Raw genomic sequence first — 19,566 nt, 5'->3', positions numbered from 1 at the left:
ACCGCCCCGGCCGCGTCGGAGCGCAGCTCGAAGCCGGCGCCGCGCGGCGTGCCGCGGCGGTTGCCGGCCTGGTGGACCAGTGCCCCGAGATTCAGCTGCGTCGCCGCCAGCGACGTCGCGAGCTGGACCCGCAGCGCGCCGTCGCTGTCGTCGAACACGAGCTGGTTCCAGCCCTCGCCGCCGAGTTCGCGGCTGCGCCAGCCGCTCATCGCGGCGGCGTTGCCCTGGCCTCCATGCGCGGGCGCCGCGGGCGAGGCGCCATGCCAAGGGGGCGCGTGCGCGCCGGCGATGCAGTTGCCCTGCCCCGCCGGCTGGTGGTCGGAGCCCGCGGGCAGCGGCGGCCGGGGCACGGCCGCAGCGCCGCCGGGCGTCGGTTCGACACCACCTTCGCCGATGCCGTCGTGCACGCCGGCCAGCACCACCATCCGCTCCGGGTCGCCGTCGAGCAGCCCGACCAGCACACGCTGCCCGACACGCGGCAGCCACTGCGCCGCGACCCCGGCGCCGGCCCAGGGCTGCACGACCCGCAGGGGGCCGGTCGCGTCGGCCGTCCACCGGCCCGGCGTGGCGATCTCGGGCGCCTGGAAATCCAGGCGCACACGCACGCGGCCCTCGGCATCGGCCGCCGGGCTGCCCGCTGCGCAGCCATCGTCGCCAACGACCACCGCGCCCAGCAGCCCGGAGACGCCGCTGCGCGGGGACGGCACGCGCGCGGCGTCGGCGACCGGCCGCCAGGGCCGGTCGCGCTCGACGGCGACGAAGGCATTCGCATAACCGCAGGACTGCGCTGCAGCCCGCAGCGCGGGGTCGAGCCAGCCGGCCTCGAGCGGCAAGCCCGGCGCGCGCGCTTGCCAGGGTGCTGCGCGGTCGCCGGCACCCTCGTTGACGCCGGCGTGCAGCACCCGCACCGGCAGCAGCGGCGGCACCGATCGGTCGTCGCGCAGGCCGAACCAGCGCCCGGGCGCCAGGCTGCGCACCGTGCCGCGCCCGTGCCACTCGCGCATGCCGCAGCGTCGCGCCTGGCACAGCCTTTCGAGCCGGCGTCGCGCCGCGTCGCCGTCGGCGAACTCGGCATCGCGCGCAGCCAGGCGCTCCGGAGCCGGGCCGCCGGGCGCACCCGCCAGGCTCGCCGCCAGCACACGGCCGGCCATCGCATCGACGCTGGCCGCGACCAGGCCGGGCGGCGGCAGGCGGGTCGTGCGCGCGAGCGCCACCAGCACCTCGGCATCCCGCGCCGGCTCGCCCGCGTGCAGCGTCCAGCCGCCGACGGCGGCCGCGCCGGCGTCCTCGGCGCACTCCTGCGCGTCGTCGGTCTGCGCGAGCACGTGGACGGTGTCGCTCCCGGGGTCGATGCGCAGCACCAGGCCCTCGGCGGCCAGCAGGCCCAGCAGGAAATCCAGGTCGGTCTGGCGGTACTGGACGGTGACGTCGCGCGGCGCGCCGGCCGAGGCCGATGCCGCCAGGTGCCAGCGAGCCACAGCGACATAGGGCTCGAAGACATCCTGCAGGACCTCCTGCAGCGCGCGCGCCAGCCACATCCTGCTGTGCACGCCGTGCTCCAGCAGCGCGAGCCAGCTGCGCACCCGCAGACGGTAGCGCGCCAGGCCGCCGTCGGCATCACCCGCCTCGGCCTCGAACACCAGGCCGCAGCGCCGCGACACCCGGCCATCGGCATGGCGCGCGAGCAGCGCCAGCGGCCGGCCGAGCATCGGCGCCAGATCCAGCGTGGCGTCGGCGGCACGGCAGGCGAGCTCCATCTCGCCGGGCTCGTTCAAGCCCTCGCGGGCCGCCCAGGCCTCCAGTTGCAGGCCCGGCGGCAGGTCGGGCGCGTGCAGCAGGAAGCGCGCGCCCCCCTCGGTCCCGGCCGACGCCGGCCCGCCGCCTCGCCGGCCGGGCGGAGGCGGAATCGACGTCGGGGCGGAGCGCTGGAACATCGTCGGACGGCACTCAGGACGCCGCCGGACGCGACGGCACGCCATCGTAGGCAGGCGCCTTCGGCGGCCACTCCCCACGGCGGAGGCGCCGCCGCGAGCCCCCTCCGCGGAGGGATGGTCGCAGCAGACCGGGTCGGCACACTGCCACGGCCCACCCCGAGTCAGCCCACGCGGAGCCACCATGTCCAGTCCGGTCGTCCTCGTCGCCGTCCTGCTGTACTTCGCCGCCGTCAGCGGCGTGCTCGGCCTGATCATGCTGCCCCACTGGCAGGCCCAGGCCGGGCGGCTGGTGGTGCGCGCATGGCAGCGGCTGCGCCCGGGGCAAGAGCTGGTGCTGCCGGCCGGCCTGCGAAAGCTCGGGCGGCCGTTCGCCGCGCTTCACGCCGGCCTCGAGGCCGACCGCCTGCCGCCACACCTGATGCTGCTCGGGCTGCTGACGGCGGTCGTCATCGCCGCGGGCCCGGTCGCCGGGTTGCTGCTGCACGAGCGTATCGGGGCCCGTCTGCCACTGGCCAGCTTCGGCACGCCGTCGGCGGCGGACGATCGCATCGCGCCGCGGCTGGCGCCTGCGATGGTGGCCGAGCCTTTGCCGCCCGCCTGGCTGCACGAGGCTGGCCAGCCGCGCGGTCAGGAGCACGGTGCCGATCGCGACTGGTCGAAACTGCAGCCGCAGTTCCGGCGCCGGCTCGTCGCGCTGTTCGAGATCGCGCAGGAGCGCCATGGTTACCAGGTCGTGCTGATGGAAGGCCACCGCAGCGCCGAACGTCAGGCCCGGCTGGCAGCACTCGGTCCGGCCACCACCCTCGCCGGCCCCGACCGCAGCCGCCACCAGGCCGGCCTCGCGGCCGACCTCGCCTTCGTGCGCGACGGCCGCCTGCACTGGTCCGAGCGCGACCCGTGGACGCTGCAGGCCTACCGGCACATCGGCGAGATCGCGACCTCGCTCGGCCTGCAATGGGGCGGCCACTGGACGTCGCTGCGCGACCTGGCCCATGTCGAGTGGCGCGATCGGGAGACGGCGTCGGCGCCCGGCGCGCCGCCGTCCGCGGCCGTGCTCGCCTCGGCGCGCTGATCCAACGCCACGGCGATGTCCCGCGCCTACGTCCGTGTCGGCGACCGCACCAGCCACGGCGGCGTCGTGCTGGCCGGCAGCCCGAACACCGAGCTCCAGGGCCGTGCGGTGGCCCGCGTCGGCGATCCGGTCAGTTGCCCGCGCAAGGGGCACGGCCAGCACAACCGCATCGTCAGCGGCGACCCACGCCTGCTGATCGACGGCCAGCCGGCGGCACGCGAGGGCGATCGCTGCGCCTGCGGCGCGCGGCTGCTGGCGTCGCAGACGACGGCGGGCGACTGACATGACCAGCATCCCGTCTCCGCGCCGGCAGGCCGGCACGAAGCTCGCACGTCTGGCCGCAGCGGCCGGCGTGCTGCTGCTGGCCGCAGGGGCATCGCTGGCCGCGGTGGCCGCAGGCACCGGGCGCGCGTGGGCTGCCGGCGCCGCCCTCGTCGTGCTGCTGGTGGCCGCTGCGGGATGGGCGATCGGCCAACACCGGGACCGTCGACGCGCCCGGCAGCTCGAGGCGGCCGTCGCCGGCCAGGCGCCGGCCAGCGGCGGCGACGCCCTGCGCGAACGCCTGCGCCTGGCGATGCGCACGCTGCGCCGCTCGCGCCTGGGCCAGGCGCACGGCCACGCGGCCCTGTACGCCCTGCCCTGGTACGTGGTGATCGGCGAGCCGGCGGCCGGCAAGAGCAGCGCGGTGCTGGCCTCCGGGCTGGGTTTTCCGTTCGACGGGAGCGGCACGGCGGTGGGCGGCGTCGGCGGCACGCGCGACTGCGACTGGTTCTTCGGCTCCGAGGCCATCGTGCTCGACACCGCCGGGCGCTACGCGGTACAGCCCGAGGACCGCGACGAGTGGCTCGAGTTCCTGCGCCTGCTGCGGCGCGCGCGGCCGCGGGCGCCGCTCGATGGCGTCGTGGTCGTCGCGAGCGTCGCCGAACTCGCGCGCCTGGGCGCCGACGGCATCGTCGCGCTGGCCCGCCGGCTGCGTTCGCGGGTCCACGAGCTGAGCGAGCGGCTGGAGATTGTGATGCCGGTCTACCTGGTGTTCACGAAGGCCGATCTGGTCGACGGCTTCGAGCCGTTCTTCGCCGACGCCGACGACACCGAACGCGAGCGCGTCTGGGGCAGCACGCTGCCCTGCCGCGATGCCGGCACGGCCAGCGCGGCGCAGCGTTTCGAGGCCGGGTTCGCCGCGCTGCGCCAGGGCCTGCGCGAGCGCGCGCTCGCCCGGCTGGGCGCCGAGGGCGGCGCGGCAGCGCCCCAGGTTCTCGGCTTCACGCTCGAGTTCGCCGCGCTCGAGCCGGCGCTGACGAGCTTCGTCGCCACGCTCTTCGACGACGACCCGTATCACCTGCGCCCGCTGCTGCGCGGCTTCTATTTCACCAGCGCGCTGCAGTCCGGCCAGGCCCGCCCGATGGCCTGCGCCGCAGTCGCGCAGCGCTTCGGCCTGGCCCCGGACACCGTCGCGACGGCAGCGCGGCGGCCCGGGCCGTCGGACGGCCGCCCGTTCTTCCTGCACCCCCTGTTCGGCCGCGTGCTGGGGGGCGACCGCGGGCTGGTGCGCCGGCAGGCGTCGCCCCGCCGTCGCCGCCTGCAGCGTGCCGGTTTTGCCGCCTCGCTGCTGCTCGTGGCCGTGGCGCTGGGCGGCATGAGCACGTCCTACCTGGCAAACCGCAGCCTGGTCGCGGACACCGCTGCCGAACTCGAGCGCCTGGCGGCACGGGCATCCGAGGGAGACGATCCCGGCCCACGGCTGGCGGCCCTCGAAGGCCTGCAGCAGCGGTTGCAGGCGCTGCAGGCCTGGCGCGGCTCGGCGCCGTGGTCGCTGCGCTGGGGCCTGTACCAGGGCGAAGCCCTCGAGTCGCGGCTGCAGGCCGACTACCACGCCGGCCTGCAGGCGCTGCTGCTGGCGCCCGCCGCCCAGGCCCTCGAACGAGAGCTCGAGGCCTTCGCCGGCCGCGACCCGGCGTCACCGCCCTCCGGTGACGGCGACGCCGACGCCGCCTACGGCGCGCTGAAGGCCTACCTGATGCTGGCCGAACCCGGCCGCCGCGAGGCGGCACACCTGAAGGATCAGCTGACGCCGCGCTGGCGCGACTGGCTTGCGGCCCGCCGAGGCGCGGCGCTCGACGACGAGACGCTGCGACGCGCGCAGGCGGTGGCGGCGTTCGCGTTGTCGGGCGGCGGCAAGGCGGTCTTCCCGCCGCTGCCGCTGCGGGCCACGCTGGTCGACGCGGTGCGCCGGCGTCTGCACATGGCGCGCGACACACGCCCGCCGGAAGAACGGGTCTACGCCGAGATCCGGGAGCGTGCCGCGGCGCGTTACGCGCCGGTCACGCTGGCCGGCTTGCTCGGTGCCGCCGACGACACCCGCGCCCCGTTCAGCGGCGGCGAGGTGGTATCGGGCGTCTACACCGCCGAAGCCTGGCACGGGCTGGTGGAACCGGCGATCCGCGCGGCGGCCGAAGGGGCGCTGCAGCGGCAAGACTGGGTCCTCGACACCACGACCAGCGAAGACCTGTCGCTGCGCGGCAGCCCGCAGCGCATCCGGGAGGACCTGAGCGCGCGTTATCGGCGCGAACACGCCGCCGCATGGCAGCGCTTCGCCGACGGGCTGAGCGTCGGCCCGTTCGCCGGCCCCGGCGACGCCGCAGCCGCGCTGGAGCGCCTGGCCGATCCGGCACTGTCGCCGCTGCGCCGCCTGGTGCTGGCCATCGCACGGCAGACGCCGGCCGCGGAACACGAACTCGCGCCGGCCGTCGCCGGCGGCCTGGCGGCGTGGGCGCGCCACGCGATCGGCAGCGTGACACCCGGCGCCCTGGCGGCGACGCCGGTGGCGGGCCGCGCCTCGGGCGCCGACATCGCGGCGGCACTGGCCGACTTCGCCGCGCCCCGCCCGGCAGGCGAGGCACCGGCCGCGCTGGCACGCTACGAGGCGGCGCTGGGCCGGGTGCGCACACGCATGCAGGCTCTGGCGCAGTCCGAAGATCCCGGCCCCGGGGCGCGAGACCTGCTCGCGGCCACGCTGGCCGACACCGAGAACTCGGAACTCGCGGCCGCGCTGCGCCTGAGCGAGGAACTGCTGGCTGCCGTGCCGACTGGCGCGCGCTCGCTGCTGCGCCCGCTGCTCGTGCGCCCGCTGTCGGCCAGCGTCGCGGTGCTGGTGCCACCCGCCGAAGCCGAGCTGAACCGGCGCTGGCAGGCCGAGGTACACGACGGCTTCGCGCGCTCGCTGGCCTCGCGCTACCCGTTCTCGCCGGGTGCACGCGTCGAAGCCGCGGCCGAGGAGATCCTGCGCGTCTTCGGGCCGGCCGGCAGCATCGCGCGTTTCACCGACGCCGCGCTGGGTCCGCTGGTCCTGCGCCGCGGCGACACGATCGAGCCGCGGCGCTGGGGCGACCTGGGCGTGCGCCTGCGTGCCGAGTTCACGCGCGGTGTGCCGGGCTGGCTGGCCGCCGACGGCGTGCCCGGGGCCGGGCGCGACGCCTCGACGGCCTTCCAGCTGCGGCCGCTGCCCAGCCCGGCGCTGGTCGAGTACACGGTCGAGATCGACGGCCAGACGCTGCGTTACCGCAACGCGGCCGCCGGCTGGGCCGACTTCGTCTGGCCGCACAGCAGCGCGGCGCCGGGCGTGCGCATCCGCGGCACGACGGCCGACGGCGCAGCGGTCGTCTTCGTCGACGCACCGGGCGCCTTCGGCCTGGACCGGGCCTTCGAACTCGCCGACCGTCGGCGGCAGGACGACGGCAGCACCGAGCTGGCCTGGACGCAGGACGGCCACACGCTGCGCCTGCGTCTGCGCCTGGTGCGCGCCGCCGCCGGCGCCGGGGCCGCGGGGGCCTGGCGTGGCCTGCAGTTGCCGGCGCTGGTGGCCGGCCCCGTGAAGCCCGAGCCCGGCAACACCCGATGAACACCCGACTGCCCAGCAACACGATGCCGGTGCACGCCGCCTGCTTCGGCAAGCTGCCGTCGCAGCCCGACTTCGTGCGCGACAGCCGCCATCCCCGCCTGGAGGCCTGGATCGACCGCTGGCTCAGCCAGGCCCTGGAGTCGGCCGCGTCGGACGCCCACTGGAAGCGGCTCTACGACAGCGCCCCGGCGCTGGACTTCGCCGTGCTGGGGCCGGCGTCGCCCATCGCCGTCGCCGGCCACCTGCGGCCCAGCCGCGACGCCGCGGGCCGGCGCTTCCCGTTCGCCGTGGCGCTGCAGTGCGACAGCACGATGCCGAGGCTGCGTGCAGCGCGCGCGCCGCTGGTCTTCGCGCGCACCTGGCAGCGCTGCGCGGAGGCAGCCGGCCGCGCCGCGGCCCGGCCGCTGCGGCCGGCGGCGGTGGTCGAACACGAACTCGCGGCGCTGCGTGTGCCCGAGCCCTGGGACTACGAAGCGAGCTGCGCCGACCACGCCGCACTCGAAACCCTGGGCAGCCTGGAGGCAAGGCTGCGCCCGGCGCATCCCGAGATCGACCTGCGGGCCACGCTGCTGGCGCTGGGGGCCCTGCTGCAGCCGCTGGCACGCCGCGGGGCCGGCGTGCCGGCGCGAGGCCTGAGCCTGCCGCTGCCGTCGACGGCCGCCGAGCAGCCGGTCGTCGCCGCCTGGTGGACGTCACTGGTGGCCGACGCGCTGGGCACCGCCGGCCACGACTGGCTGCTGCTGCGCCCCGGCAGCGGCGCAGGGGCGTCGCCGCGCCTGCTGCTCGAGTTCTCCGGCGCCTGTGCCGAAGCGCTGCAGGCCGCCTGGGACCCGCATCGCTGCGCCGAGCGTTACGTCGACCTCGCCGCCCCGGCCTGGGCCGAGGCGGTGGCCGAGCGCAACGAGCACACGCGCCGGCTCGCCGCCTACCTGAACCACGGCTCGCTGTCGCTGGCACTCGCCGCCGCCAGCTGGCGCGAGGCCTTCGCGGCCGATGGGCCATGAGGCGGGCCACCGTCCTCGCCATGGTGGCCTGGGCTGCCGGCCACGGCCACGCGGCCAGCGGCCGTGTGCTGCTCGACGGCGTGGTGCCAGACGAGGCAACGAAGCGGGCGATCGCCGCCCAGGCGCGCGAGGTCTTCGGCGCCGACCGTGTCGACGACCGGCTGCGCCTCGGGGCGGTGGCGGCCCCGCCGGGCTGGGCCGACGCGGCACGGCGCCTGGTGGTCCCGGCGTTGCGCCAGGTGGCACGCGGCGAGCTGACGCTGCACGGCCGGGACGCCCGCATCGAAGGCGAGGTCGCCGACGAAGCGGCACGGCGGGCGCTGCTGCGGGCGCTCGCCGCCCCCGCCGACGGCTGGCCGCTGCACGACGCGCTGCGCTTGAGCGCAGCGCCAACGGGTCGCGCGCCGCCGGTCCCGGTGCCCGGCGTCGAGTTCGAGCCCGGCAGCGCCCGGCTGACCGACGCCGGCATCGAACGCCTGGACGGCCTGCTGGCGGCGCTGAACCGCGCGCCGGCACGCCGCTTCGAGGTCGTCGGCCACACCGACGACGCCGGCCCCCGGGACCTCAACCTGGCGCTGTCGCGTGAACGCGCCGAGGCGGTGCGCGCGCACCTCGTCGCCCGCGGCGTGGCCGCAGCCCGCATCGAGGTCCGAGGCGCAGGCCCTGACGAGCCCGCAGCCGACAACGGCACGGCCGCGGGCCGGGCCCGCAACCGGCGCATCGAGCTGCGCACGCTCGACTGACGCCGCCACGCCCCCGGGAGCCCCGCCCATGACCCCAGCAGACCTCCTGGCCCCGCTGCCCGGCGAAACCGGAACCGGAAGCGACCTCGCGCTCGGGCCCGAGTTCGAGGCCATCGCGCGCTGGCGCGAGGAGGACGATGCCACGCTGGCCCAGGGCGCGTGGCGCACCCCGCCGCGCCAGGCCGACTGGGACGCCGTGCAACGCGAGTGCGCCGCCCTGCTGGCCACGCGCAGCAAGGACCTGCGGCTGGCCGGCTGGTGGGGCGAAGCCTCGGCCCGGCTGCAGGGCCCCGCTGGCCTGGCCGACGGGCTGGAGCTCGCCGCGGCCCTGTGCGAGCGTTTCGGCGCCGAGCTGCATCCGCGCATCGTCGACGGCGACACCGAACCGCGCGCCGCGGCGCTGGGCTGGTGGCTGTCGCGGGTGGTGCGCCTGGCCGGCACCGCGCCAGTGCTGCGTCTGGGGCGCCGAGGGCTGGGCATCGGCGAGCTGGAACTGCTGCGCCGGCGCGCAGCCCTCTCGGCGGACAACCCCGACGGCGCAGACGGCGCCGTGCAGAAGGAGCTGAACCAGGCGCTGGCCACCGGCGTGGACCAGGCCGCGCACGGCCCCGCTGCCGCGCTGCGGCGCGCCCGCGAGGCGCTGTCGCGGCTGCAGGCCGTGTGCGACACGCAGTTGCAGGCGGACTGCCCCTCGTTCGACGCCGCCACCGACGCGCTGGAACAGGCCGCGGCCACCTGGGCGCGTTTTGCCCGCGACGGCGGCCTGGCGGTGCCCGATGTCGTCCGCCCCGCGCACCCGCCGGGCGGTGGATCGACCGGCGGCCAGACCCTTCCGGAGAGCCCTTCGTCAGCCGCGGCGCCGCGGCCGGCCGTCCCGGACGACGACCCGGCCGGAGCATGGCACCGGCCGGAGAGCGGCGAGCCGCAGGGCCGGGACCAGGCGATCGCCCAGTTGCGCCAGATCGCCGAGTACCTGCACCGCACCGAGCCGCACAACCCGGCGGCCTATCTCGCCGACAAGGCGGCGCGCTGGGCCGGGCTGGCGCTGCACGCCTGGCTGCGCGAGGTGCTGGCCGACGAGCAGGCGCTGGCACGCCTGGAAACGACGCTCGGCGTCAGCCGCGGCGCGGACCCCGGGCACGAGGCGCGCTGAAACCGCCTGAAGAGCGGCTGGGACGGCTGGGACGACCGGAGTTGCAGGGATGGCCGGGACGGCCGGAGCAGTCGCAGCAGCCCCTTGCTGCGGCCGATGCCGGTCGGCATCCCGCGGCGAGGGCCGCGGCGGCCGCGGCGACGGGCCGCTGCGGCTGCAGCCTGGCGCCGGCCTGTCGCAGGTCTGCGACCCGTGGACAGCCGAATCGGTGATGCGGCCACGAGTCCGGTGGCAGGGCGCCTCCCGGCGCCCCGCCACCGGCTCAGCGCGGCGCGCTGGCCGCCGGCGCCGCCGTGGTGGCGTCGGCCTCGCGCCAGCCGCCGCCCAGCACGCGGTACAGCGTGACCAGGTTCTGCGCCTGCAGCGCACGCACCTGGACCTCGCTCTGCTGCGCCGCGAACAGCGAACGCTGCGCGTCCAGCAGGTCGAGGTAGCTGGCCGCGCCGTTGCGGTAACGCAGCTCGGCCAGCTCGACGCGGCCCTGCTCGGCCTTCACCTGGGCCTGCAGCGCGGCAAGCTGCTCGCCCAGCGTCGCCCGGCCGGCCAGCGCGTCGGCGACCTCGCGGAACGCCGCCTGCACTGCCTTGTCGTACTGCGCGACGGCGATGTCGCGCCCGGCGTTGGCCGAGTCGAGGTTGGCGCGGTTGCGGCCGGCATCGAAGATCGGCATCAGCAACTGCGGCGCGAAGGTCCAGCCGGTGCTGCCGCCCTTGAACAGGCCGCTCAGCTCGCTGCTCGCGCTGCCGGCGGTGGCCGTCAGCGTGATCTGCGGGAAGAACGCGGCACGCGCGGCGCCGATGCGGGCGTTGGCCGCGATCAGCTGCTGCTCGGCCTGCAGCACGTCGGGCCGGCGCGTCAGCACCTGCGACGGCAGCCCGGCGGGCAGCTCGGGCAGCGCCGCCTGCTCCGACAGCGGCAGCGCCGCCGGCAGGTCGCCCGGCAGCGGCTGGCCGAGCAGCAGCACGAGCGCGTTCTCGTCCTGGGCGCGCTGGCGCAGCAACTGGGCGTGCGTTGCACGCGCCGCCTCGTACAGCGACTGCGCCTGGCGCAGGTCGAGCTGCGACGAGGCGCCGACGTCGAAGCGCAGCTGCGTCAGCTTCAGCGACTCGGCGCGCGTGGCGAGCGTTTCGCGTGTCACGCGCAGCAGCTCGTCGTCGGCCTGCAGCGCCAGGTAGCCGTTGGCCACCGACGCGATCAGGCCGATCTGCACTGCCTTGCGCGCCTCCTCGGTGGCCAGGTAGCTGGCCAGCGCGGCGTTGTTCAGGCTGCGCACGCGGCCGAACAGGTCCAGCTCGTAGCTCGACACCGCCAGGCCGGCCTGGTAGGTGCTGTTGATGCCGGAGTCGGTGGACACGCGGTTGCCGCTGACGCCGACGCCGAGCGTCGGGAACAGATCGGCGCGCTGCACGCCGTACTGCGCCCGCGCCTGCTCGATGTTGAGCACGGCGACACGCAGGTCGCGGTTGTTGGCCAGCGCGATGCCGACCAGGCGCTTCAGGCGTTCGTCGCGGAAGAACTGCTGCCAGGGCAGGTCGGCTGCGGCGACGGCGCCGGGCGCCGTCGTGCCGCCGGCCTCGGGGAAGGCGCCGGCCACCGGGGCGGCCGGGCGCTGGTAGTCGGGCGCCAGCGTGCCGCAGCCGGCGAGCACCGCCGCGGCGACCAGCGTCAGGCCCGGAAAGATACGACGCGCGGCCATCACTTCTTCTCCTCGCCGGCCGCCGGGGCTTCGCCCTCGGCCGCCTCGTGCGCGTACATGCGCCGTTGTCGTTCGCTGCCCTTGAACATCTTGCGCACCAGCACGAAGAACAGCGGCGTGAAGAACACCGACAGCACGGTGGCGGTGAGCATGCCGCCCATCACGCCGGTGCCGATCGAGTTCTGGCTCGCCGAGCCCGCGCCGCTGGAGATCGCCAGCGGCAGCACGCCCAGGATGAAGGCCATCGAGGTCATGATGATCGGGCGGAAGCGCAGGTGCGCGGCCTCCAGCGCCGACTCGACCAGGCTCTTGCCCTGCGCGTGCAGGTCCTTCGCGAACTCGATGATCAGCACCGCGTTCTTCGCCGACAGGCCGATGATCGTGATCAGGCCGACCTTGAAGTACACGTCGTTCTCGAAGCCGCGCAGCAGCGTCGCCAGCGCGACGCCGACGACGCCCAGCGGCACCACGAGGATCACCGACAGCGGGATCGACCAGCTCTCGTACAGCGCCGCCAGGCAGAGGAACACCGCCAGCAGCGAGAACGCGAACAGGATCGTCGCCGTCGAGCCCGAGAGCTTCTCCTCGCGCGAGGTGCCGGTCCACTCGAAGGCGAAGCCCGGCGGCAGCTGGCCGGCCAGCCGCTCCATCTCGGCCAGCGCGTCGCCGGTGCTGTAGCCCGGCGCGGCCGCGCCGGCGATGCGCATCGCCGGATAGCCGTTGTAGCGCACCGTCTGCATCGGGCCGGTGACCCACTCGGTCGTCGTGAACGCCGACAGCGGCACCGGCTTGCCCGACGAGTTCAGCGCGTTGATGCGCAGCAGATCCTCGGGCTGCATGCGCGCCGGCGCATCGGCCTGGACGACGACACGCTGCATGCGGCCGGCGTTCGGGAAGTCGTTGACGTAGGACGAGCCGAGCGAGGTCGACAGCGCGGTGTTGATCGCCGAGAAGCCCACGCCCAGCGCCGCCGCCTTCTCGCGGTCGATGTTGAGCTTGAGCTGCGGCGCGTCTTCCAGGCCTTCGGGGCGCACGCCGGCGAGCACCTTGCTCTGCGAGGCCATGAACAGCAGCTGGTTGCGCGCTGCCAGCAGCGCCTCGTGGCCGTTGCCGCCGCGGTCCTGCAGCCGGAACGCGAAGCCGCTGGCCGAGCCCAGCTCGGGGATCGGCGGCGGGCTCACCGGGAAGATGAAGGCGTCGCGGATCTGCGAGAGCGCGCCGAACGCCCGGCCGACCAGCGCCTGCGCCGAGCCGGTGTGCAGGTCACGCTCGTCCCAGTCCTTCAGCGTGACGAAGCCCAGCGCCGCGTTCTGGCCGCTGCCCGAGAAGCTGAAGCCCATCACGCTGACCATGCTCGAGACCTCGGGCTGCTTGAGCATGAAGTCCTCGACCTGGCTCATCACCGCGCTGGTGCGCTCGGTGGTCGCGCCCGGGGGCAGCTGCACGTTGACGATCAGCGTGCCCTGGTCCTCGTTCGGCAGGAACGAGGTCGGCAGCCGCGCCATCAGCAGCGCCAGCGCGCCGCCGATCGCGGCGTAGATGATCAGCATGCGTCCGCCGCGGCGCAGCACCCAGGCCACGCGGCCCTCGTAGCCGCGCGCGGTGCGCGCGAACGTGCGGTTGAACCAGCCGAAGAAGCCGCCCTTCTCCATGTGGTGGCCGGCTTCGACGGGCTTCAGGAAGGTCGCGCACAGCGCCGGCGTGAACGACAGCGCCATGAAGGCCGAGAACAGGATCGAGGCCACCATCACCGCCGAGAACTGGCGGTAGATGTTGCCGACGGCGCCGCTGAAGAAGGCCAGCGGCACGAACACCGAGACCAGCACGACGGTGACACCGACGATGGCGCCCGAGATCTGGCCCATCGCCTTGCGCGTGGCCGCGCGTGGCGACAGCCCCTCGGTGCTCATGATGCGCTCGACGTTCTAGATGACGACGATCGCGTCGTCGACGACGATGCCGATGACCAGCACCATGCCGAACATCGTCAGCACGTTGATCGAGAAGCCCAGCCCCAGCAGCACCGCGAACGTGCCCAGCAGCGACACCGGCACCACGAGCGTCGGGATGATCGTGTAGCGGATGTTCTGCAGGAACAGGTACATCACGAGGAACACCAGGATCACCGCCTCGATCAGCGTCTCGACGACCTGCTTGATCGAGATGTCGACGAACTTGGAGCTGTCGTACGGGATCGTCGCCTTCACGCCCTGCGGGAAGTAGCGCGAGAGCTCGTCCAGCCGCTCCTTGACCGCCTTGGCGGTGGCCATCGCGTTGCCCGACGGCGACAGCTGCACGCCGATGCCGGTCGAGGCCTTGCCGTTCAAGCGCGCCTGCGTGGCGTAGGCCTGGGCGCCGAGTTCGACACGCGCGACGTCCTTCAGCCGCACGGTCGAGCCGTCGGCGTTGGCGCGCAGCACGATGTTGCCGAACTGCTCGACGGTCTTGAGCTGGCCGTCGACGACGACGGTGGCGAAGATCGGCTGGCCCGGCACGTTCGGCCGGTCACCGATCGTGCCCGAGGCGACCTGCGCGTTCTGCGCCTGGATCGCCGCGTTGACGTCGGCCGTCGACAGCTTGTAGCCGACGAGCTTGGCCGGGTCGATCCAGATGCGCATCGCGCGTTCGGTGCCGAACAGCTGCACCTGGCCGACACCGGGCACGCGTTGCAGCTCGGGCACGACGTTGCGCGCCGCGTAGTCGCCCAGCGCCACCGGGTCGTAGGCCGGGTTCTCGGAGGACAGGATCGTGAACAGCAGGAAGTTCGAGCGCGACTTGTCGACGCGCACGCCCTGCTGCGTCACCGCCTGCGGCAGCCGCGGCGTGGCGCGGCTCAGGCGGTTCTGCACGTCGACCTGGGCCAGGTCGGGGTCGGTGCCCGGCTCGAAGCTCAGCGTGATCGAGCCGCTGCCGTCGGCCTGCGCGACCGACTCCATGTAGATCAGGCCCGGCGAGCCGTTCATCTCGCGCTCGATGACGCTCAGCACGCTGTCTTCCAGCGTCTGCGCCAAGGCGCCCGGGTAGGCGGTCTGCACGACGATCGACGGCGGCGCGACCGAGGGGTACTGGGCCACCGGCAGCTGGGTGATCGCGACACCGCCGAAGACGATGACGAACAGCGCGATCACCCACGCGAAGACGGGGCGGTCGATGAAGAAACGTGCCATCTAGACGCCCCTCACTTGGCCGCCGAGGCCGGCGCCGAAGCCGCCGACGCCGCGGCCGCCGGCTGCGAGGCCACGGGGCTCCACGGCACCGGCTTGACGGCGGTCGCGCCGCGCAGCTTCTGGAAACCGTCGACGATGATCTTGTCACCCGCGGCGAGGCCCTCGAGCACGACCCACTGGCCGTCGCGGCCGCCGGCGATCTTCACCGGGCGCGGCGCGAACTTGCCGTCGTCGCCGACGACCAGCACCGTGTCGCCCTGGTTGCCGCGTGTCACCGCCTGCTGCGGCACGAGGATCGCGTCCGACGCGGCCGCCTGCTCCAGGCGCACGCGCACGTACATGCCCGGCAGCAGCGTGCCCTTCGGGTTGGGCAGCTCGGCGCGCAGCGTGATCTGGCCGGTGGTCTCGTCGACCGTCAGGTCGGAGAACAGCAGCTTGCCGGGCGTCGGGTGCACGCTGCCGTCGTCGAGCACGACACGCACCGGCACGGCACCGCCGACACTCTTGAACTTGCCCGCGGCGATCGCCTGGCGCAGCCGCATCACGTCGGCCACCGGCTGCGTGAAGTTGACGTACATCGGGTCGATCTGCTGCACGACGGCCAGCTGCGTGGCCTCGCCCTGGCCGACGAGCGCGCCCTCGGTGACCAGCGCGCGGCCGACGCGGCCGGAGATCGGCGAGGTGACGGTGGCGTAGCCGAAGTTGATGCTGGCCGTCTGCACCGCGGCCTGCGCGGCGGCGACGTCGGCCTCGGCGGCCTTGGCCGCGGCGACGGCGTCGATGTAGTCCTGCTGGCTGATGGCGTTGGCCTTGACCAGCGGCTCGAAACGCTGGGCCTGGGCGCGCGCCTGGGTCAGCGAGGCCTCGGCGCGCGCGAGCTGGGCGCGGGCGCTGGCCAGCGACGCCTCGTACGGCGCCGGATCGATGCGGAACAGCACCTGGCCGGCCTTGACGTCGCTGCCTTCGGTGAAGCGGCGCTCGACGAGGATGCCGGCGGCACGCGCACGCACCTGCGCCACGCGCGAGGCCTCGGTGCGCCCGGGCAGCTCGTTCACGACGGGGACCGTCTGCACCGCCGCGGTGACGATGCCGACTTCTGGCGGCGGCGGCGCCTGGCCGCCGGCCTGGGCCGGGTCCTGCTTGGAGCAGGCGGCCAGCATCACGGCGGCGGGGACGGCCAGCAGCAGCGGCCATGCGAGCACGCGGCCCGGCGACTTCACGTCACGACGCATCGAGGACATGCGGAGAACCTTTCTTGTTCGCGAACCGGGGCGGACACTACCCCGAATGGCGCGGGGCCGTGCGTCAACCCCGTGACCAAAGCGCGGAACTATACATACAATCGTGGATGTATGTTTAAGACAGCCTGAAGAGATGGCCCGACGCACCAAGGAGGAAGCCGAGGCGACGCGCGAGCGCATCCTCGACGCCGCCGAGCAAGAGTTCCAGCAACGCGGGGTGTCCGGCACCTCGCTGGAGGACATCGCGCGTGCCGCCGGCGTCACGCGCGGCGCCATCTACTGGCACTTCCGCGACAAGGCCGCGCTCTTCGAGGCCATGATGGACCGCGTCGTGCTGCCGCTGGAGACCGAGATGCTGCGCGCCGGCGACCCGGCCGTCGCCGACCCGCTGGCCCAGGTGCGGCTGGCGACGATGGGCGCGCTGCGCGCGGCCGTCGAGGACGAGCAGGCGCGGCGGGTGCTGGAGATCGCGCTGCACAAGGTCGAGTACGTCGACGAGATGCAGGGCGTGCGCGAGCGCCGCATCGCCTGCCTGGTCGACCGCATCGGCCACCTGGCCTCGATCTTCGAGCGGGCCCAGGCCGCGGGCCAGATCCGCCTGGCCCTTCCCGCCGCCGCCGCGGCCAGCGGCCTGCACGCACTCGTCGACGGGCTGCTGCAGAACTGGATGCTCGACCCGGGCTCCTTCGACCTCGTCGTCAGCGGCGAGGCGCTGCTCGACGCCTACTTCCGCGGTCTGCAGACGCCGGCCTGAAGCCCCTCGGCCGCCGCGATACGGCGGGCAAACGGCGAGGCTGTCGATAGACTCGGCCGATGCCGCACGAGACCTCGCTGATCGCGACGATCGCCGCGGGGTTCGGCCTGGCCCTCGTGTTCGGCTACCTCGCGGCGCGTCTGAAGATGCCGCCGCTGGTGGGCTACCTGCTGGCGGGCATCGCCATCAGCCCGGCGACGCCCGGCTTCGTCGCCGACGTCGCGCTCGCGGGCCAGCTCGCCGAGATCGGCGTGATGCTGCTGATGTTCGGCGTCGGGCTGCACTTCTCGCTCGCCGACCTGCTGGCGGTGCGCCGCATCGCGGTGCCCGGCGCGATCCTGCAGATCGCCGTCGCCACCGCGCTGGGCATGGCCACCGCGAGCTTCTGGGGCTGGCGGCCGGCGGCGGCCTTCGTCTTCGGGCTGGCGCTGTCGGTGGCCAGCACCGTGGTGCTGCTGCGTGCGCTGGAGGCGCGCGGCCAGATCGACACCGTCAACGGCCGCATCGCGATCGGCTGGCTGGTCGTCGAGGACCTGGTGATGGTGCTGGCGCTGGTGCTGCTGCCGCCGGTGGCGGCGCTGCTGGACGGCCAGGCGCCGGTGGGCGAGGAGCTCGGCGAGACGCTGCTGTGGACGGCCGCCAAGGTCGGCGGCTTCATCGCGCTGATGCTGCTGGTGGGGCGCCGCGTGCTGCCCGGGCTGCTGTGGCTGGCCGCGCGCAGCAACTCGCGCGAGCTGTTCACGCTGTGCGTGGTCGCCGCCGCGGTCGGCGTCGCCTGGGGCTCGGCCAAGCTGTTCGACGTCTCGTTCGCGCTCGGCGCCTTCTTCGCCGGGATGATGATGCGCGAGTCGGAGTTCGCACGCCGCGCCGCCGACGAGTCGCTGCCGCTGCGCGACGCCTTCTCGGTGCTGTTCTTCGTCTCGGTGGGCATGCTGTTCGACCCGGCGATCCTGCTGGCCGAGCCGCTGCGCGTGCTGGCCGTCGTCGCCATCGTGATGCTGGGCAAGACCTTCGCCGCGATCGCCCTGGTGCTGGCCTTCCGCTACCCGCTGGGCAGCGCGATGACGGTCGGCGCCAGCCTGGCGCAGATCGGCGAGTTCTCGTTCATCCTCGCCGGCCTCGGCGTCACGCTGGGCGTGCTGCCGGCCGAGGGCAACAGCCTGGTGCTGGCGGGGGCGCTGATCTCGATCGCCGCCAACCCGCTGCTGTTCGCCGCGATCGAGCCGGCGATGGCCTGGCTGCGCGAGCGCTCGCCGGCGCTGCGCCGCTTCGAGGCCCGCGAGGACCCGCTGGCGGCGCTGCCCGATCACGTCGACACGCGCCGGCTCGAAGGCCTGGTCGTCGTCGTCGGCCACGGCCGCGTCGGCCGCGCGGTGACCGACGCGCTGCGCCAGGCGGCCGTGCCCTTCGTCGTCGTCGACCAGAACCGCGAGCGCGTGGAGGCCCTGCGCGAAGCCGGCGTGCATGCCGTCTGGGGCGACGCCGCCGAGCCGCTGGTGCTGGTCCAGGCCCACGTCTCGCGCGCCAGCGTGCTCGTCGTCGCGACGCCCGACACCTTCGACGTGCGCCGCGTCGCCGAGACCGCGCTGGCGCTGCGCCCGGGCATCGAGATCGTCGCGCGCTCGGCCGGCGCCGACGCCGACGCGCTGCTGCAGACCGCCGGCGTGGCGCGGGTCTTCGTCGCCGAGGCCGAGCTCGCGCGTGCGATCGCCGCCCATGCCGTCGCCCGCTGGCACGGCACCGGGCCGGCCTGAAGGCAACGCTTCTTTACGCGGGCAGCGGCACGGCGTCACCGACGGCTCGGCAAGAATCCGGCCGTCCGCCACCCGACACGCCGCCGCGATGACCGACCGCCGCCGTTCCGTCCCGCCCGTGCGCCCTGCCCTGCCGGCCCGCCGCGGCGCGCTCGCCCTGCTGCTGGCCACGCTGGCCGGTGGCGCCCATGCCGAAGGGGCAGGCCTCCTGGGGGCTGGTGCGCCGCATGCGCGGCCAGGACGACGGCGAAGGCGAGTTCGAGCGTGACGACGACGGCCGGGGCTCGGTCGTGCTGCCGCCCGGTGCACGGTCCGAGCTCGACCTCGCCTACGGCGACGACCCGGCGCAAAAACTCGACGTCTTCATCCCCGCCGGCGACGGCGGGCGCCGACCGATCCTGCTGATGGTGCACGGCGGCGCCTGGATGGTCGGCGACAAGGCCAACCGCGCCGTCGCCGCGGCCAAGGTGGCGCGCTGGCTGCCGCGCGGCTGGATCGTCGCCTCGACCAACTACCGCATGGACCGCCGCGCGCCCGACCCGCTGCAGCAGGCCGACGACGTCGCCCGCGCACTGGCCTTCGTGCAGCGCCGCGCCGCCGGCTGGGGCGGCGACGGCGACCGCGTGCTGCTGATGGGCCACTCGGCCGGCGCCCACCTCGCCGCGCTGCTGGCCGCCGACCCGGCCATCGCCGAGCGCCGCGGCGCCCGGCCCTGGGCCGGCACCGTCGCGCTCGACAGCGCCGCGCTGGACGTCGTGCAGATCATGGAAGGCCGGCACTACCGCTTCTACGACCGCGTCTTCGGCCGCGACCCGGCGGTCTGGCGCGACAACTCGCCCTACCACCGCCTGGCCGGCACGCCGCGGCCGATGCTGCTGGTGTGCTCGTCGCGGCGCCAGGACAGCTGCGGCCAGGCCGAACGCTTCGCCGCCAAGGCGCAGGCCGCCGGGGCGCGCGTGCAGGTGCTGCCGGTCGACCTGAACCACGGCGGCATCAACGCCGAGCTGGGCCGCGACGCGCGCTACACCGAGCAGGTGGAAGCCTTCATGAAGTCGCTCGGGCTGTCCTGAGGCGCAGTCGTGCAGGCCGCTCGCCGGCCCGGCGGGTGTGAACTCCGACCGGCCCGCGCCGAGCAAGGATCGCGGCAACA

12 protein-coding genes and 1 pseudogene are annotated in these 19,566 nt (G+C 74.8%); 9 read left to right on the top strand and 4 right to left on the bottom strand.

Annotation, left to right across the window (positions count from 1 at the left end; translation table 11 throughout):
- The coding region (locus RBXJA2T_RS02370) for a type VI secretion system Vgr family protein (protein ID WP_009855714.1) at positions 1-1,934 on the bottom strand (1,934 nt) is incomplete at its 3' end.
- Between the two features lie 181 nt (positions 1,935-2,115).
- On the opposite strand from RBXJA2T_RS02370, the gene RBXJA2T_RS02365 reads away from it, so the two are divergent.
- From RBXJA2T_RS02365 to tssA, 6 genes are read left to right on the top strand one after another with little or no spacing between them, the layout of a single operon-like run.
- A complete protein-coding gene (locus RBXJA2T_RS02365; protein WP_009855713.1) occupies positions 2,116-3,006 on the top strand; it encodes a M15 family metallopeptidase in 891 nt (296 codons plus the stop codon).
- 15 nt (positions 3,007-3,021) lie between these two features.
- Positions 3,022-3,288 carry a PAAR domain-containing protein gene (locus tag RBXJA2T_RS02360; protein WP_009855712.1) on the top strand — a complete coding sequence of 89 codons (267 nt, stop codon included), beginning with the start codon at positions 3,022-3,024 and terminating at the stop codon, positions 3,286-3,288.
- A 1-nt stretch (position 3,289) separates the two neighbouring features.
- Complete coding sequence (gene tssM / locus RBXJA2T_RS02355) at positions 3,290-6,904, top strand: type VI secretion system membrane subunit TssM (RefSeq protein ID WP_009855711.1); 3,615 nt, start codon at positions 3,290-3,292, stop codon at positions 6,902-6,904.
- Positions 6,901-7,908 (top strand): type VI secretion system-associated protein TagF, encoded by a 1,008-nt coding sequence (gene tagF, locus RBXJA2T_RS02350; RefSeq protein ID WP_009855710.1) that lies wholly within the window; start codon positions 6,901-6,903, stop codon positions 7,906-7,908. The genes tssM and tagF overlap by 4 nt, the downstream gene beginning before the upstream one ends.
- Complete coding sequence (locus RBXJA2T_RS02345; protein WP_237704844.1) at positions 7,905-8,651, top strand: OmpA family protein; 747 nt, start codon at positions 7,905-7,907, stop codon at positions 8,649-8,651. Before tagF ends, RBXJA2T_RS02345 begins: the two co-directional genes overlap by 4 nt.
- A gap of 28 nt (positions 8,652-8,679) precedes the next feature.
- Positions 8,680-9,804 (top strand): type VI secretion system protein TssA, encoded by a 1,125-nt coding sequence (gene tssA / locus RBXJA2T_RS02340; RefSeq protein ID WP_009855708.1) that lies wholly within the window; start codon positions 8,680-8,682, stop codon positions 9,802-9,804.
- 262 nt (positions 9,805-10,066) lie between these two features.
- On the opposite strand, the gene RBXJA2T_RS02335 is transcribed toward tssA, so the two are convergent.
- The 3 genes and pseudogenes from RBXJA2T_RS02335 to RBXJA2T_RS02325 all read right to left on the bottom strand — a co-directional run bounded on the left by RBXJA2T_RS02335 (position 10,067) and on the right by RBXJA2T_RS02325 (position 15,908).
- Complete coding sequence (locus RBXJA2T_RS02335) at positions 10,067-11,500, bottom strand: efflux transporter outer membrane subunit (protein ID WP_009855707.1); 1,434 nt, start codon at positions 11,498-11,500, stop codon at positions 10,067-10,069.
- Positions 11,500-14,667: pseudogene (locus RBXJA2T_RS02330) on the bottom strand (efflux RND transporter permease subunit). Before RBXJA2T_RS02330 ends, RBXJA2T_RS02335 begins: the two are co-directional and overlap by 1 nt.
- A gap of 11 nt (positions 14,668-14,678) precedes the next feature.
- Entirely contained in the window at positions 14,679-15,908 is a 1,230-nt protein-coding gene (locus tag RBXJA2T_RS02325) for an efflux RND transporter periplasmic adaptor subunit (RefSeq protein WP_009855706.1), read from the bottom strand.
- Between the two features lie 133 nt (positions 15,909-16,041).
- Here RBXJA2T_RS02325 and RBXJA2T_RS02320 point away from each other — a divergent pair, with 133 nt between their 5' ends.
- From RBXJA2T_RS02320 to RBXJA2T_RS02310, 3 genes are all read left to right on the top strand, one after another.
- Complete coding sequence (locus RBXJA2T_RS02320; protein WP_009855705.1) at positions 16,042-16,662, top strand: TetR family transcriptional regulator; 621 nt, start codon at positions 16,042-16,044, stop codon at positions 16,660-16,662.
- A gap of 59 nt (positions 16,663-16,721) precedes the next feature.
- Complete coding sequence (locus RBXJA2T_RS02315) at positions 16,722-18,416, top strand: cation:proton antiporter (protein ID WP_009855704.1); 1,695 nt, start codon at positions 16,722-16,724, stop codon at positions 18,414-18,416.
- 188 nt (positions 18,417-18,604) lie between these two features.
- Positions 18,605-19,486: an alpha/beta hydrolase gene (locus tag RBXJA2T_RS02310; protein WP_009855703.1), complete on the top strand. Its 882-nt coding sequence runs from the start codon at positions 18,605-18,607 to the stop codon at positions 19,484-19,486.
- Positions 19,487-19,566 lie beyond the last annotated feature (80 nt).

The organism is Rubrivivax benzoatilyticus JA2 = ATCC BAA-35, from assembly GCF_000190375.1.
In the GTDB taxonomy this organism is placed as follows: domain Bacteria; phylum Pseudomonadota; class Gammaproteobacteria; order Burkholderiales; family Burkholderiaceae_C; genus Rubrivivax; species Rubrivivax benzoatilyticus.
The sequence above is the reverse complement of the archived record's forward strand: the minus strand, read 5'-3'. Positions and strand labels throughout refer to the sequence as shown.